We start from the raw sequence: 14,701 nt of genomic DNA on the forward strand, positions 1-14,701 counted from the left end.
CGTGAAGAAACAGCGCCTACAGAAACACCCCTAATAACCGGTCATTTCCAGGTAACCCACCCCACCGTCAAAGCGCACCGGGCCTTCCCAGTACGGAATACTCAGGTTCATCCAGGCGTTGGGGTTGAGCGCTTCGGTGGTGATGTCCAGCTGTTTGCTGGGGATCTTCAGCGACCAGCGCGTCGGTATCTGGCGCCCGTCAATCGCGGTGGTGCTCAACGGCGTCAGTTGGATATCGGCGTTGTGCAGGGTCTGGGTGCGGCCTTCGCGGTCGATCCAGGTGCCGGTCAGGTACGGCGCGCCGTCGGTTTGCCGCACCCGGAACAGCATCAGGTGTGCGCCGCGATCCAGGTGCAGGGAGAACCAGTCCCAGCCTTTCTGGCTGGCGCTCAGTGGTTGGCTGCTCCATTCGCGGTCGAGCCACGCGGGGCCGCTGACCTGATAGGTCTTGCCATCGATGCTGACGCTGCCCTCGGCGCGCAAGAACGGCTGGCTGTAGTAATACGACGCCTGGCCCTGGTCGGATTTGCGGCTGTAGCCGTTGTCGCCCTGCAGCACCAGTGGGCGACTGGAGGTTAAACGCAGGTCGTAGGCAAATTGCGCACCGTTGGCCTTGAGTTGCATGTCGGCCAATGTGCTGGTGGCGCCGGGACGGCTGGTGAAATGCCAGTCATCGATCCAGGCGTTGAACGGCGCCGCTTGCGCCCCGGCCTGGCCTACGCCGCCACGGGCGAAGCGTTCGGCGGCGTAGTGGCGGGTGCCGGAGGTGACGGCGGCATGCCCGAGCCACAGGGTGGAGTCGTGCCAGCCCGGTTGCGTCGGTCCGGCCTTGAGGGCGTTGCGAAACAACGTCCACTGCACGCCGAACACGTTGCCTTGGGCATCCTTGAGGTTGGCGGTGACGTACCACCATTCGATGCGAAAGCCCGCGTGGGGACCATGGTCCTCGGGAAAGCTGAAGACCTTGCCTGGCACTACCTGGGCAAAGTCCGCCGCGTCGCTACCAAGGCCGGCGAAGCTTTCCTCGGGCGCGGGGGCTTTGTCGCAGGCCGCCAGCACGAGCAGCACCGCCCAGCACAGCGACTTAACCTTCATGGGCGAATGTCCTCAACAAATCCGTCGGGCGGCTGCGATACAACTGCCACAGCGGCCAGGCCGAGGCCAGCAGCGTGGCCAGCATTGCCAGGCCCAGCAACTGCGCCAGTTGCCAGGGGAATACCTGCAACGGCAGGCGCCAGCCGAAGGCCTGCACATTGATCACCGCGTCCAGACACCACGCCAGCAGCAGCCCCAACGGCAGCGCCAGGCACAAGGTGAGCACCGCCAGCAGCCAGGTCTGGCCGAGGTTGAGCAGCATCAATTGTCGCCGCGTCACGCCCAGCGCCCACAGCGGTGCAAGTTGGCCGAGGCGGCTTTGGCTTTGGGTCAGCAGGCTGATGAACAGTGCCACGCCGGCCACGCCAAGGGTGAGGCTGTTGAGCGCGGCCGTGGCGGCGAAGGTGCGTTCGAATACCTGGCTCGACCAGCCCTTGAGTTGCTGTTGATCGATGATGCGGCTGTCCTCCAGGGCAAACACACGCTGCACATCACGGATCAGCAGCGGCGCATCGGACGGTGCGACCCGCAGGTTGAACCGCGACGGAGACAGGCCCGGCCAGTGGTTCAGCAAATGCGTGGCATTGATCAACAGATGGCCTTTGGGGTTGCCGTAGTCGGCGTAGATGCCCACCACCTTGAGCGCCCAACGCCCTTGCGGTGTCGGCAGGTCCAGCGTGTCGCCCACGCTGAGGGCCAGGCGCCGCGCCAACTGTTCACTGAGCATCACGCTGTCACTGTCGCGCAATTGATCCCACGGCGCAGGGGCCGCTTCCAGCAATGGCCAGTGCTGACGATAGGTCGCGTCGTCGACCACACCCGCCAGGTCCGCCGGCCAACCCTCAAGCTGCACCGCCACCTGCCAGGTGGGCAACACCGCGCGCACCAGCGGTTGCTGCGCCAGCCAGGTGCCCAGTTGCTCGGCCTGGGCCGGGGTCTGGGGGTTGAGGTACAGCTCGGCAGTCAGGCGTTGTTCCAGCCAATGGTTGAATGTGAGGCGAAAACCCGAGGTCATGGAACCGGCACCGATATTGGCGGCCAGCGCCAGCAGCAGCGCCATCAGCGCCAGGCTCAGGGCCGGCAATTGCTGGCGACAATCGGCAAGAAACCATTGGCCAAGGACCGAGCGACTGCGGCCCAGCACCGCCTTGAGCAAGCCGTTGAGCAGCACCGGCAAGCCCAGGGCTGCGCCCAGCAGCAACGCGGCCATCAGTACGAACCCGGCGGCCAGGCTATCACCCCGCCACAGCGCCAACAGCGCCACCAGCAGCGCGGCGGCGGCCACATAGCCTTGACGCCGCAGCCAGCGCCCATGCGCCTCGTGCCAGGCCTGGGCATTGGCCAGCGCCAGCAACGGCAGGCGCGCCGCGCGCCACAGACTGTTGGCGCCGGCGAGCAAGGCACCGAACAGGCTCAAGCCCAAGCCGGCCAGCCACCAGCCTGGGCTCAGGCTCAGTTGCCCCGGCACCTCGGCGCCATACAGACCGCGCAGGCTCGCGGCCACGTCCGGCAGCAACAGGCTGGCCAGCAAGTAACCGCTGGCCACGCCGAGCACGCCGCCCAGCAACGACAACACCCCCAACTCCACGCCCAGGCCAAGGATCAGGCAACGCGCGCTGACCCCACACGCGCGCAACGTACGCAGCAGACCGCGCCGCTGTTCCAGAGCCAGGCCGATGGCGGCGTGCACGATAAACAGCCCCACCACGAAGGATAAAAAACCCAGCGCGTCGAGGTTCAGGTGGAAACTTTCAGTCAGCCGCGCAAGGTTGTTGTCCTCGCCTTGCTTGAGTTGCAGCTCGGCGGGCGGTGTCGGGTGGCTCGCAGCGAAGGCCTTGTCCACCAGCAGGCGCGACAACCGTTCGGGCATCGCCAATAGCGTTTGCGCGAAGCCGATGTCGGTGAGTAACAGCCCGGGTGCCATGTCCGCCTGGGCCTGCAACGGCGGCAGGCGCTGCCCCGTCACCGTCAACGGTTGCTCGCCCTCATGCAGCCCCAGGCCCCGCAGGGTCTGCGGCGCGATAAAGGTAAGCCCCGGCGGCGCAAAGAACGCGAGGATCTGCGCCTGGCTCATCCGCTGCCCCGCCACCGCGCCACTGCCCGGCAACGACAACGGCTCGATGCCCATCAACTGCAAGCGCTGGTCCTCATGCCCCTGAAGCTGAACACGCCCCTGCACCACCGGCGACACCGGCCAGCCGGCACGGCGCAATTGGGCGAACAGCGTCTGCGCAAAACTGGCCCCATCGGGCGTTGAGAGGCTGGCCTGGGGTTCGCCTCCGATCAACTGGCTGGCGCGGGCGTAGCTGTCGCGCGCCTGGCTGTTAAGGGCCTGCACACCGGTCAGCAGCGCAGTGGCCAGCCATAGACCGGTCAGCACGCTGAAAAATTGCACCGGGTGACGCCGCCAATGGCTGAGCAACGCGCGCAACGTCCAATAGAAGACCGACATGTCAGGCGGCACCCGCCGGCACGACCTGCCCGCGATGCAACAGCACCTGGCGATCCAGCCGCGCGGCTAGCCGTGGGCTGTGGGTGACCATCAACAGGCTGGTGGGGCTGTCGCGCAGCAGGTCGAGCAGCAATTGCAGCACCTCGTCGCTGGTGGCTTCGTCGAGGTTGCCGGTGGGTTCATCGGCCAGCAACAGGCCCGGACGCGAGGCCAGCGCGCGGCCCACCGCCACGCGCTGCTGCTGGCCGCCGGAAAGTTGCTCCGGGTAGCGCGCCAGCAGGTCGCCCAGGCCCAGTCGCTCGACCAATTGCGCCTGCCACCGCGCATCGAAACGCCCCGCCAGCCGTGCCTGGAACGCCAGGTTGTCGGCAACGCGCAAACTGCCGATCAAGTTGAATTGCTGGAACACCAGACCGATGTCGGTGCGCCGCCAATGCGCCAGTTGTGCCTCGCTCATCCGGTCCAGGCGCTGTTCGCCGACCTGGATACGCCCGGCATCGATCCGATCCAACCCGGCCACCAGGTGCAGCAGCGTGCTCTTGCCGCTGCCCGATTCGCCCATCAACGCCAGGCTGCCGCGCGCGGCCAACTGCAGATCGACGCCCGCCAGCACCGGCAACGGGCCTTGGGGAGTGGCATAGCTTTTAAACACGCCTTGCACCTGCAACATGGAAACGCTCGTGTAATGGCTGGGCAATCGAGAATAACGGCTGCAGGTCGAGACCACGCAAATTTTTCACATGGATTTCACCGCTCGCCCACTCACGGCTCTTTAAAGTGCCGGCCAAGCGTCACCCGTCGGCCACTTATTAGTTGCCACGTCTGGCAACTTTTAACCGCCGCATGTTCAGCGAAAAGACAGCCGCCCTGTGACAGCTTCTGGCTCCCCGGCAGGCATTCGCCGACCCGTAGCACCTGATCAAATAAAACGCTGCCGACAGCGCCCAAGGTGAATGAAGTGGTTGACCTTATCCTGACCGAACCGCGCACGCGCAGACACTTCATCAAGCGTTTGTCAGCCCTCTGGCTGGGCATCGTCGTCGTTGCCTTACTTGTGGCCGCCTTCATGTTCTGGCCATTGTCGCCACGGGACCTGGGCGTCGGTAATCGCTTGCTGAGTTCATCGGTATTGCCGCTCTGGCGCGACGGCGACCTGATTGTGCTGGTACGCCACGAAGAGCGCTGCGACCGCTCGAGCAACCCATGCCTGGGCCCTGTCGAAGGCCTGACGATCGCAGGCAGCCAACGCGCCGAACAGCTCGGCAAAGCCTTTAAATCATTGGGCATGGAAGGCAGCGACGTGCTCGCCAGCCCGGCCATTCGCACGGCCCAGACGTCCCGTTTCATGTTCGGCCAGACCGAGGTCACCGCCAGCCAGCAAGCCGTCTGCGGCACGGCGATGGGTGAGGAATTGCTCAGCCACAAACAGTCCGGACGCAACCTGGTATTCGTCACTCACAGCGGCTGCATCGCCGACTTCGAAGCCCGCCTGGGCTACCCCCATGCCAAGTTCCCTGAATATGGCAGCGCGCTGTTCGTGCAAGTTCTGCCCAATGGTCAATTCAAGCCTCTGGGCATCGTGAATAACCCCGACTGGCCGATGGCACTCAAGCAACTTTAAGTGGCAGGCAACTCATTACTGCAGTTTATGTTCAGCAAAAAGACAGCCCAGTTCTGGCATGTTCAATTACGCCTTTAATTTAAGGACGTCATGACTATTTCCCGCTGCTTAGTGAGCCCCGTGAATTCCGCCGCTGTTACTTCATTACTTAAAACCGACATTGTCATGACCCGCATAACCCCCCTGCATGTGCTATTAGCCGCGTTCGCCGCTTTTTATTTATTACCCCTGGGCCTGCACGGTCTATGGACGCCGGATGAAACACGTTACGCCCAAGTCAGCCAGGAAATGCTGCTCAGCGGCAACTGGATCGCACCGCATTTCATGGGCATCCGCTATTTCGAAAAACCTGCCGGCGGCTATTGGCTGATCGCCCTGGGCCAGGCGTTGTTCGGCCAGAACCTGTTCGGTGTGCGCATTGCATCGGCGCTCGCCAGCGGCTTGAGTGTGCTGCTGGGCTACCTGATCGCCCGCCGCTTGTGGAACGACCCTCGCAAAAGCTTCGCCTGCGCCCTGCTCTACCTGAGCTTTGGCCTGGTGGCCGGCCAGGCCGGGTATGCCAATCTTGATCCGCTCTTCACCCTGTGGGTCAACCTCAGCCTGGTCGCGCTGTGGTTTGCGCTGGACAGTCAAACCCTGTCTCGCCGGATGAGCGCCTGGGCCACTGTGGGGTTCGCCTGCGCCATGGGTTTCATGACTAAAGGGTTTCTGGCCTGGGCGTTGCCGGTACTGATCGCCGTCCCCTACATGCTCTGGCAACGGCGGCTGGGGGAATTGCTGCGCTATGGGCCGCTGGCGGTGCTGGTGGCCGTGCTGGTGTGCTTGCCGTGGGTGTGGGCGATTCATCGGCAGGAACCGGACTTCTGGCGCTTCTTTTTCTGGAACGAGCATATCCGCCGGTTCAGCGCCGACGACGCGCAGCACGTACGCCCGTGGTGGTTCTTCCTGCCCATCATGGTGGTAGCGTGCCTGCCTTGGGCCGGGCTGCTGCCCAATACCCTGCGTAAGGCCTGGCAGGCAAGAACCCAGGCACCGGTGCGCTTCCTGGCTCTATGGCTGCTGTTGCCGCTGGGCTTATTCAGCCTGAGCAACGGCAAGCTGCCGACCTATATCATGCCCTGCCTGTTGCCCCTGGCTTTGCTCATGGGCCACACGCTGGTCGATCTGGTGAACCAAGGCAAAGGTCGCGCGATCGGCCTCAACGGCCTGCTCAACTTCGTCATCGGCATGGCCGCAATGATTGGTCTGATCTACCTGCAAATTGCGCGACCGCTTTATGGCAACAGTCATGCCGAGATGTTCAGCCTGTCGCTGACCTTCATCGTGCTGCTGGGGTGGATTCTGACCAACCTGCTGCAGGCCTTCCGCCCGCTCGCCCTGTGGGCCATGCCGACCCTGGGCATCGGCCTGCTGGTGGTGCTGCTGCCGGCCGGTATGCCGGCGCTGATCACCGATAACGAAATGCCCGATCAGTTCGTGCTGGAACACCTGGACGAACTGCAGCAAACCAACGCCCTGCTGAGCAACCAACTGGAGAGCGCCAGCGCCCTGGCCTGGCGCCTGCAACGCACGCAAGTGACGCTGTACAACACCGAGGGTGAACTGCGCTATGGCCTGCAATACCCCGATGCAACGCAACGAAAAGTGAACCTGGCGCAGGTTCAGGACTGGCTCACACAGGCGCGCCGCCACGGCCCGGTCGGCGTACTGCTGCGGGTCGGCAGCACCAGCGAAATGGCCGAGGCGGGCCAGCTGCCGCCTGGGGGTAAGCGCTATAACAAGGGCTATCTGGAACTGACCCTGTATCCGCAGGTGCCCTGATGCCGCGCTTTTTCAGGACCGACCGCGGCGCCCTGTGCCTATTGCTCTGCGTTTCGGCCCTGTTGCTGCTATGCGGGCTCGGCGCGCGTGACCTCTGGGGCCCGGAAACCCGCTGGGCCAACATTGCGCTGCAGATGCTGCAGAGCGGCGATTACTTCGACCCCTACCTCAAGGGTGCGCCCTACTACGACAAACCCCTGCCTTCGTATTGGCTGATCACCGGCATGGCGCATCTGATGGGCGGCCTGGGCCCGTGGTCGCTGCGCCTGCCATCGGTCATCGCCGCATGGCTGAGCGTGTGGCTGATCTACCTGCTCGGCGAGCGCCTGTTCCGTAAAGGCACCGGCCTGATCGCCGGGTGGATGCTTGCCACCACGTTTTACTTTCTGTTCTGGGCCCGCGTAGCCACCGCCGATGTGCTGACCCTGTGCGGCGTACTGGCCGCAGTGTGGTGGTACTGGCGCGGGCCGGAGGACACGCGGTTTGGGCGTTACACGGTGTTCTGCCTGCTGCTGGCGGCAACTTCGCTGTTCAAAGGCCTGATCGGCGTGGTGCTGCCGGGCCTGGTTTTGCTGCCGCATCTGCTCCGCGAACAGCGTTACAAGCGCCACCTCAACCCGCGCCTGTTCCTGGCTCTGCTGCTCGGCGCCGTGGTGTACGCCGTGCCGTTCGTGCTATCCCGCCTCTACGGCGCACCGACTTACGGCGAGAGCGGCCTGGCGCTGGTGTTCCGGGAAAACGTGGTGCGCTTTTTCGCCCCGTTCGACCATATGGAGCCGATCTACACCTACCTGATCTACCTCCCTGCCTACACCCTGCCCTGGGCACCGTGCTGGCTGCTCGGCCTGTGGCTGGCGCTGCGGCACTGGCGCCGGACCCCGCCCAACGTGCGCTGGTTGGTGTGGGCCTTGGGCCTGCTGTTTGTGTTCTTTACCGCCAGCGGCAGCCGACGCAGTTACTACGTACTGCCGCTGGTGCCGTTCGCCCAGTTGCTGGCCGCCTGGTGGCTGAGCGAACGGCTGGCGACCCGGCCCGCCAGCGGTCCTCGCTGGCAGAAGGGTTTCGCCATCGCCGCCGTGGTCATGCTCGGTGTGCTCGGTGTGGCCTATCCCTGGAGCAACGGCCGTGGCGGCGTTACGCGCTTTGCCGAGGATGTACGGACCGAGGCGGTGAGAACCGCGCCGTGGGATCAATGGCAGATGGTCCTGGTGGAAGCCGACAACAAGGCGCCCCTGTACCTGCAAAACCCTGGCAGACCGTTTTACTACGTGAGCCAAGCCCAGGACTTCCCGCGCCTGGGTGACAGCGCCGCGTTCATGGCCTGGCTGGATACCACCAGCGGCCGGCACTTCGACCCGCAGCGCACGATTATTGTCACCGCCTTCTCCAAGGACGACCCGACGCCCTTGGCTTACCTCGCCGTGGACCATCAGGTGGTCACCACACAACCGGACAATGGCGAACGGCTGTTTCATGTACGCCAGGACGGCAGCCGGGCGTTCATTCCTCGTTTGCCCTGAGTTGAGCAGCTCGCGCCCTCCCCCTCCCGGCCGCAACATCCAAACGGATGGATCGGGTATCCATGAAGCCTGACGGCTGAAACGATTAAATTCCTGTAGGAAATTGCCTACTCGATAAATCGCACCACGTGCACAACGTGCGCAGTGATCTGAACATTTTATCTATTATTTTCAAACAGTTAATCAATACATCCAGACTCGTCCGCTGATTCCTGTCCGGAAAGGACCGTCAGAAACGTCCAATTAATGACGTGGTTTTTATGGCACGTTGTGTACCTCCTTTCAGCTGGATACGTAGGATCAGGTTTTTATGGGTCAACCAAATCTCCAACGTCTACCTCGCTCTCTACAGCGCAGAGCGGCGGCAAGGCCTCAGGGTGGCCATTAACGGTGCCCGATCTCGACACACAGCGGGCCGCGCCCCCGACCAGCCCACCTGAGAACACGCCGTTTTACGCAGAACTGGGCGAGGTCATTGCCCATAGCGGGCACGCCCGGTTCGCCGAGCACCTGCTGCATCTGGTGAACAAATGGGTGCCGATCCACTGCGTCGATCTCAGTGAATGCACCCTGGATGAACCGCACGAACGCGTCATCGATATCAAGCGGCTGGGCAGCGCCGGCCAGCATCCCGCACGCCCCTTACGCTTGCCTTCGGGCCCAGACCACCCGCTGTGGCGAGCCATGCTCGACATGCAGGACCCGCTGCTGATTCAAATGAACGCCAGGCTCAACAGCCCGCAACCCTGGGACAACCTGCACCAGTGCCACCTGGTGTCACGCCAGGGCGACAGGCGCTGGGTGATATCGTTCTCCCGCCCGTGCACCGAACGTGGGTTTTCCTTGAGCCAGTTGTCGTTTCTCAAGCGCCTGTCCGAGACCTTGCTGCCGTTGCTCGAACACCACGCCCACCTGCTGCGCCAGGCACCGTGCCCCCCGCCCGAACCGGGCCTCGCGCTATCGCAACCCTCGCACCTGCAGCAGGCGTTCTACCAGCGCCTGTCCCTGGACGACATCAGTCTGTCGGCGCGCGAGCAAGAGGTATGCCTGGGTTTGTTAACGGGCGGCACCGTGCCGCAGCTGGCGGAAAAACTCAGCGTGAAAAACAGCTCGATCGAAACCTACCTCAAACGCGCCGCCGCCAAACTGGGCGTGAGTGGCCGGCATGGTCTGGCCAAGTGGATGATCGGCACCGGTGAGTCTGGATACGGTACGGGGTAAGGCGTGGCGCGGGCTTGCCGCAAGAGCGGTCATCCCATCGCCAGACTGAACGGCGAAAACTCCGCAAACCGCCAGCGTAATGCCAGCGCGGCAGGGCGACGTGCGACGTGTTCCACCGTCACCGTCCACACGCGCTGGGCTCCCTCAAACAGCGCCACCTGCGGGCCGTCGAGGATCAGCGCGGTGCGTCCGGCAAGCTGCAGCACATCCCCGGTGTCGAAATCGATAAACAACAGTCCTGCCAGCGGGTTGGCCGCCAGGTTGCCCAGGGTGTTGAAGAACAGGTTGCCGGCGTAATCGGGAATGGTCAGCACGTTGCCCTCGACGCGCACGAAACCGGTGTTGCCGCCCCGGTGGGAAACGTCCACCGCGCGCTCGCCGTCGGTGTCCACGTAGGTGGCGACGAAGAAGGTGTCGGCGCTGCGAATCAGGTGCTGCGCGGCGGCGTCCAGGTGATCGCTGCGCTCAACCGCGTTGCCGGGTTTGCGCGCGACGCCTTCGACAGGGCGCAGTTGGATGTACTTGGGGCAATTGCCGAAGGTGTGCACCACATCGACCGAAAATCCGTCAGGGTCAAGGGCGTCGAGGCGCCCGTTCATGCGGTTGCGGCGACGGGTATTGAGGTCGATGCCGAGCACGCCGACCGAGGCACCCTGGTGCAACCCCGCGCGGGCAGGGTCGGTGGCCGACGGCAGGCTGTCGATCTGCAGGCGCTGCGGGTCGGGCGAGTGTACGAAGCCTGGCGCACCCTCCACGAGCGTTGCCCAAGGCGTGCCTTGCCCATCGACCACGCCGAGCACGAGGTATGGCAGCAGCGGGTAGAAATCCCGATGCTGCTCGGGCAAGTGGTCGCGAATGACCTTGGGCCCGATCACCGCCATGCGCTCGGCGACGCCGGCGCTCTGCTGCATCTGCCGTTCGCCGGCGTGCCAAGGGGATTGTTCGAGAGTGTTCATGGGTCACCTCCAGCAGGAATAGGTGAATGCTGCGCCCGGACACGCAACGAGGGAATCACCACCTGCGGCAATCCACTGTTACGCCAACTGAAATGCCGGATGCCCGCGCAACGCGCTCACACAGTGCTCGACAAAACTGCGCACGCGCATCGGCGCATGCCGGCCCTCGCGGTACACCACCTGCACCGGCAGCGGTGGCCCTTCGAAGTCCCGCAGCACCTGGCGCAGGGCCCCGCTGAGCACATGCTCATGCACCGGGTAACTGAGGCACTGCAGCAGCCCCGCGCCCTGCACGGCGGCGTTGATCGCGCCTTGCACCGTGGAGCACGTCAGGCGTGCGCGCGCCCTGAAGGGGTCCTGCGGGTCCGCACTGGCGATCAGGCGATGCTGCTTGAGTTCATCCGGGTGCCGGGGTTCGCCATGGACCGCCAGGTAATCGGGGCTGGCGCAGAGGATAGGCCGCACCTGCCCGAGCGGCCGCGCGATCAGCGACGAGTTGGGCAGCTCGCCCACCAGGATCGCCACATCCACGCCCTCTTCATGCAGGTTAGGGTGGGCGTCCTGATACCGCGCCAGCAGACGCACATCGGGGTAGCGCACCAAATAGCCGGCCAACACCGGCGCCATCGCATAACGACTGAACAACAGCGGCATGCACACCCGCAGGGTGCCCTGGACTTGTATCTGCAAGCCCTTGGCCGATGCTTCGGCGGCGTCGACGGCGGCCAGCAGCCGCACACAGTCGGCCAGGTAGGCGTCACCGGCGTTGGTCAGGCGGACGCCCTGCGTACTGCGTAGCAACAGGGCGACACCCAGGCGCGCCTCCAGGCGGGCCATCGCGCGCACCAGCGTCGGGCCGGAGACCCCAAGGGCGCGCGCCGCCGATGCCAGGCTCGGTTGCCCGGCCAGCGCGACGAACAGTTGCATATCGCGATAGCGCTCCATCAATGACGACGCCCGTGGGGCGGGTTCAACGCAGCATCCTGGCTCAGGCGCTGGCTGAGAAAGTCGACAAAACTGTTGATCCTGGCGGGCACGCGCCTACGGTTGTGGAACACCACTTGGATCGGCAGTGGCGGCGGCTCGAAGGCCTCGAGGACAATCTCCAGTTCGCCGGCCGCCACCGCCGCCGCGACCTGGTAGGACAACACTCGCGTCATCCCCCAGCCCAGGCGCGCCAGGTTGATCGCCGCGTTATTCGCCGAAACCACCAGCCGCGGCGTGATCGACACCGCCAGCGGCCGGCCGTTGTCGACGAATTGCCATTCACTGACCACCTGGCTGGCGGATGAGGTGGCGATCGTCGCCTCGCGCAACTGCGCGGGATGGTCGGGCCGGCCATGCTGATCCAGATACCCCGGCGCGGCGCATACCACGCGGCGCACCTCGCCAACCTTGATCGCCTGCTGCCCCGGCTCATGCAGGTGGCCGATACGCACGGCCACATCGACGCCTTCATCGGCCATGTTCACCACACGGTCGACCAGCAGCGCGTTGATCGTCACTTGGGGGAAGCGGTCGAGATATTCACCCAGCAGCGGTGCCACATACAGCTCGCCGAACAGCACCGGGGCGGTCAGCGTGAGGTGGCCCCAGGGGTTGGCATAACTGCCCGCCGCCGCTTCCTCGGCCTCGTCCAGCTCGGCGAGGATGCGCCGGCAATCTTCCAGATAACGCTGGCCGGCTTCAGTCAGGTGCAGGCTGCGGGTGGTACGCGCCAGCAACTGCGTGCCGAGGCGTTGCTCCATGGCGGCGATGGCGCGGGTCACGCTCGGCGGCGACGTGTTCAAACGCCGCGCCGCAGCGGCAAAGCCCTGCTCCTCGGCGACCGCCAGAAACACCTGCATCTCGTGAAATCGGTCCATCGGTGCTCCTTAACTGGATTGCAGCCCGGCGGCCGTGCGGGGCATGCCCACAAAACCCGGCAGGGCTTCAATGCGCCCGAGCCAGGTGCGTACCTGAGGGTAGTCGGCCAGCGACACATTGCCTTCCGGCGCGTGGGCCACGTAGCTGTAAAAAGCGACGTCGGCGATGCTCGGTTGCTCACCGACCAAAAACGGCGTCTGGCTTAGTTGCTGCTCCAGCAGGTGCAGCAAGGCGTGGGCACGGCTGATGGCCAACGGCGCATCCACATCGGCGCCAAACACCACCGCCAAGCGCGCGGTGGCAGGTCCGGCGTGCAGCGGTCCGGCGGCGGCCGACAGCCAGCGCTGAACCCGCGCCTGGCCGACCGGGTCGCTCGGCAGCCATTGGCCGTTGCCGTATTGGCTTGCCAGGTACACCAGAATTGCATTGGAGTCGGCAAGCACGGTGCCGCCATCATCGATCGCCGGCACCTGGCCGAAACTGTTGATATTGGCAAGGAACTCCTCGGTTTTATGAGCGCCTTGCTTGAGGTCCACCAGAATGAATTCACTGGGCAGCCCCAACAACGACAGCATCAACTCCACGCGATGGGAATGACCGGACAACGGGAAACCATAGAGTTTGATCGCAGATTGAGACATGACAGGCTCCAAAAGTGGTGTGGGCAACGCTGACCATCTTCCAGCGCTGCCGCCGCCGGAGGAATCACCACGATTCACAATCGAGCATTTCACCCTGCGAAACAATCACACACCTATGTCGGTGAGGGTGTCAATCAGTTGAAGGGCGTTGGCTGCCCCACCGCCACAGGGGCGGCACCGCGATTTCAGGTAAAAAATTCAAACTATCGCGGCCCCCATGGCTCAGAACTTCACGTTCAACGTTTTTGCAGGAGGCGACATGCAATACCGACAACTGGGCCATTCGGGTCTGCTGGTGTCCGAAATCATCCTGGGCACCGTGCCGTTCGGCGGGCGCGCCGAGTTTGAAAAATGTGGCGCCGTCGACGTGCCCCAGGCCAGGCGTATGTTCGACATCGCATTCGACGCCGGGGTGAACATGGTCGACACCGCCGACCTCTACTCCCACGGCCTGGCCGAAGAAGTCGTGGGCAAAGCCCTGGGCGACAAGCGTCACGACATCCTGTTGGCCACCAAGGGACGCAGCCCGGTGGACAACAACCCGAACAACTCCGGTTCCTCGCGCTACCACCTGATTCGCGCGTGCGAGGCCAGCCTGAAGCGCCTCGGCACCGACCATATCGACCTGTATCAATTGCATAACTGGGACGGCATGACGCCCATCGAGGAGACCCTCGAAGCCCTGCGGCTGTTGGTCGGCTCGGGCAAGATCCGCTACTTCGGCACCAGCAACTTCACGGCCTGGCAGATGATGAAAACCCTGGGCAAAGCCGAGTTGCACGGCATGCTCAAACCCATCACGCAACAGATCTACTACACCCCGGAATCCCGCGAGGCCGAATATGAGTTGCTGCCGCTGGCCCTCGATCAGCACGTAGGCACCCTGGTATGGGGACCGATGGGCGAAGGCCTGCTGACCGGTTCGACCCGCCGTGGGCACAAGCCGCCGGCCAACACCCGCCAGGGCAGCGATTGGCCGGAACCCTATGTGCACGATCAGGAACGCGCCCTGGACATCATCGAAACCCTCGCCGCCGTGGGCGATGAGCACGGCGTTTCAGTGGCGCGTACGTGCCTGGCGTGGCTCAAGGATCGTCCGGGCATCACCTCGTTGATCGTCGGCGCGCGCACCGAGGAACACCTGCGCGACAACCTGGCGGCCACCGAGTTGAAACTCAGCGAGGAACAATCCTCCCGCATCGAAGCCGCCACGCGGCGCCAGCCGTTGTACCCGTACTGGCACCGTTTCACCGCCGGGATCGACCGCTTCGACCCGGCAGAGCAACCGTTCCTGGCCGAGCACCAGAAGACCCTGGACGCGCGCCAGGACAAGTAAGCCAGAGCGGCCCTGCGCGCCAGGGCCGCCTTGCAATCGCCAGGCACACTGCCTATATTTGCGGCCTGGCGCGATCCACGCCACCTTCCGCGGAAAGGGCTGCGCCCAGGACATCGCATCACCCACTCGATTTCTACGACTCCCCACCTGACAGCGGAAAAGGTAAGCGCAA

The 14,701-nt window shown here is 64.2% G+C and carries 12 protein-coding genes; 5 read left to right on the forward strand and 7 right to left on the reverse strand.

Annotated elements, in window-relative coordinates; translation table 11 throughout:
• Positions 1-30: 30 nt before the first annotated feature.
• From PSH94_RS16175 to PSH94_RS16185, 3 genes are read right to left on the reverse strand one after another with little or no spacing between them, the layout of a single operon-like run.
• Complete coding sequence (locus PSH94_RS16175; RefSeq protein WP_305435268.1) at positions 31-1,095, reverse strand: lipocalin-like domain-containing protein; 1,065 nt, start codon at positions 1,093-1,095, stop codon at positions 31-33.
• On the reverse strand, positions 1,085-3,547 hold the full coding sequence (locus PSH94_RS16180; RefSeq protein WP_305435270.1) for an FtsX-like permease family protein: 2,463 nt from the start codon (positions 3,545-3,547) through the stop codon (positions 1,085-1,087). Before PSH94_RS16180 ends, PSH94_RS16175 begins: the two co-directional genes overlap by 11 nt.
• A gap of 1 nt (position 3,548) precedes the next feature.
• Positions 3,549-4,217: an ABC transporter ATP-binding protein gene (locus PSH94_RS16185; protein ID WP_305435271.1), complete on the reverse strand. Its 669-nt coding sequence runs from the start codon at positions 4,215-4,217 to the stop codon at positions 3,549-3,551.
• Between the two features lie 261 nt (positions 4,218-4,478).
• Here PSH94_RS16185 and PSH94_RS16190 point away from each other — a divergent pair, with 261 nt between their 5' ends.
• The 4 genes from PSH94_RS16190 (at position 4,479) to PSH94_RS16205 (ending at position 9,730) form a co-directional block, all read left to right on the forward strand.
• On the forward strand, positions 4,479-5,168 hold the full coding sequence (locus PSH94_RS16190) for a histidine phosphatase family protein (RefSeq protein ID WP_181081302.1): 690 nt from the start codon (positions 4,479-4,481) through the stop codon (positions 5,166-5,168).
• A 165-nt stretch (positions 5,169-5,333) separates the two neighbouring features.
• Positions 5,334-6,989 (forward strand): lipid IV(A) 4-amino-4-deoxy-L-arabinosyltransferase, encoded by a 1,656-nt coding sequence (arnT, locus tag PSH94_RS16195; protein ID WP_305435273.1) that lies wholly within the window; start codon positions 5,334-5,336, stop codon positions 6,987-6,989.
• Positions 6,989-8,509 carry a glycosyltransferase family 39 protein gene (locus PSH94_RS16200; protein ID WP_253508440.1) on the forward strand — a complete coding sequence of 507 codons (1,521 nt, stop codon included), beginning with the start codon at positions 6,989-6,991 and terminating at the stop codon, positions 8,507-8,509. The genes arnT and PSH94_RS16200 overlap by 1 nt, the downstream gene beginning before the upstream one ends.
• A 390-nt stretch (positions 8,510-8,899) precedes the next feature.
• Complete coding sequence (locus tag PSH94_RS16205) at positions 8,900-9,730, forward strand: helix-turn-helix transcriptional regulator (RefSeq protein ID WP_305435275.1); 831 nt, start codon at positions 8,900-8,902, stop codon at positions 9,728-9,730.
• A 29-nt stretch (positions 9,731-9,759) separates the two neighbouring features.
• On the opposite strand, the gene PSH94_RS16210 is transcribed toward PSH94_RS16205, so the two are convergent.
• The 4 genes from PSH94_RS16210 to PSH94_RS16225 form a co-directional block, all read right to left on the reverse strand.
• A complete protein-coding gene (locus PSH94_RS16210) occupies positions 9,760-10,686 on the reverse strand; it encodes a pyridoxamine 5'-phosphate oxidase family protein (RefSeq protein WP_305435276.1) in 927 nt (308 codons plus the stop codon).
• A 78-nt stretch (positions 10,687-10,764) separates the two neighbouring features.
• Positions 10,765-11,631 (reverse strand): LysR family transcriptional regulator, encoded by an 867-nt coding sequence (locus tag PSH94_RS16215; RefSeq protein ID WP_253508446.1) that lies wholly within the window; start codon positions 11,629-11,631, stop codon positions 10,765-10,767.
• Positions 11,631-12,551, reverse strand: coding sequence for a LysR family transcriptional regulator (locus PSH94_RS16220; RefSeq protein WP_305435277.1), 921 nt, complete (start codon positions 12,549-12,551; stop codon positions 11,631-11,633). The genes PSH94_RS16215 and PSH94_RS16220 overlap by 1 nt, the downstream gene beginning before the upstream one ends.
• Before the next feature lie 9 nt (positions 12,552-12,560).
• Positions 12,561-13,193, reverse strand: a complete 633-nt coding sequence (locus tag PSH94_RS16225) for a glutathione S-transferase family protein (protein ID WP_285429043.1) — start codon at positions 13,191-13,193, stop codon at positions 12,561-12,563.
• 259 nt (positions 13,194-13,452) lie between these two features.
• On the opposite strand from PSH94_RS16225, the gene PSH94_RS16230 reads away from it, so the two are divergent.
• Positions 13,453-14,529 (forward strand): aldo/keto reductase, encoded by a 1,077-nt coding sequence (locus tag PSH94_RS16230; RefSeq protein WP_305435279.1) that lies wholly within the window; start codon positions 13,453-13,455, stop codon positions 14,527-14,529.
• Positions 14,530-14,701 lie beyond the last annotated feature (172 nt).

It is taken from the genome of Pseudomonas sp. FP2254, assembly GCF_030687695.1.
GTDB classification, from domain to species: domain Bacteria; phylum Pseudomonadota; class Gammaproteobacteria; order Pseudomonadales; family Pseudomonadaceae; genus Aquipseudomonas; species Aquipseudomonas quebecensis.

Excerpts from the sequence above, each read along its gene's own strand:
- PSH94_RS16220 (WP_305435277.1), bottom strand. The coding sequence starts at position 12,551 with ATGGACCGATTTCACGAGATGCAGGTGTTTCTGGCGGTCGCCGAGGAG.
- PSH94_RS16225 (WP_285429043.1), bottom strand. The coding sequence starts at position 13,193 with ATGTCTCAATCTGCGATCAAACTCTATGGTTTCCCGTTGTCCGGTCAT.
- PSH94_RS16230 (WP_305435279.1), top strand. The coding sequence starts at position 13,453 with ATGCAATACCGACAACTGGGCCATTCGGGTCTGCTGGTGTCCGAAATC.
- PSH94_RS16185 (WP_305435271.1), bottom strand. The coding sequence starts at position 4,217 with ATGTTGCAGGTGCAAGGCGTGTTTAAAAGCTATGCCACTCCCCAAGGC.
- PSH94_RS16175 (WP_305435268.1), bottom strand. The coding sequence starts at position 1,095 with ATGAAGGTTAAGTCGCTGTGCTGGGCGGTGCTGCTCGTGCTGGCGGCC.
- arnT (WP_305435273.1), top strand. The coding sequence starts at position 5,334 with ATGACCCGCATAACCCCCCTGCATGTGCTATTAGCCGCGTTCGCCGCT.
- PSH94_RS16210 (WP_305435276.1), bottom strand. The coding sequence starts at position 10,686 with ATGAACACTCTCGAACAATCCCCTTGGCACGCCGGCGAACGGCAGATG.
- PSH94_RS16215 (WP_253508446.1), bottom strand. The coding sequence starts at position 11,631 with ATGGAGCGCTATCGCGATATGCAACTGTTCGTCGCGCTGGCCGGGCAA.
- PSH94_RS16180 (WP_305435270.1), bottom strand. The coding sequence starts at position 3,547 with ATGTCGGTCTTCTATTGGACGTTGCGCGCGTTGCTCAGCCATTGGCGG.
- PSH94_RS16200 (WP_253508440.1), top strand. The coding sequence starts at position 6,989 with ATGCCGCGCTTTTTCAGGACCGACCGCGGCGCCCTGTGCCTATTGCTC.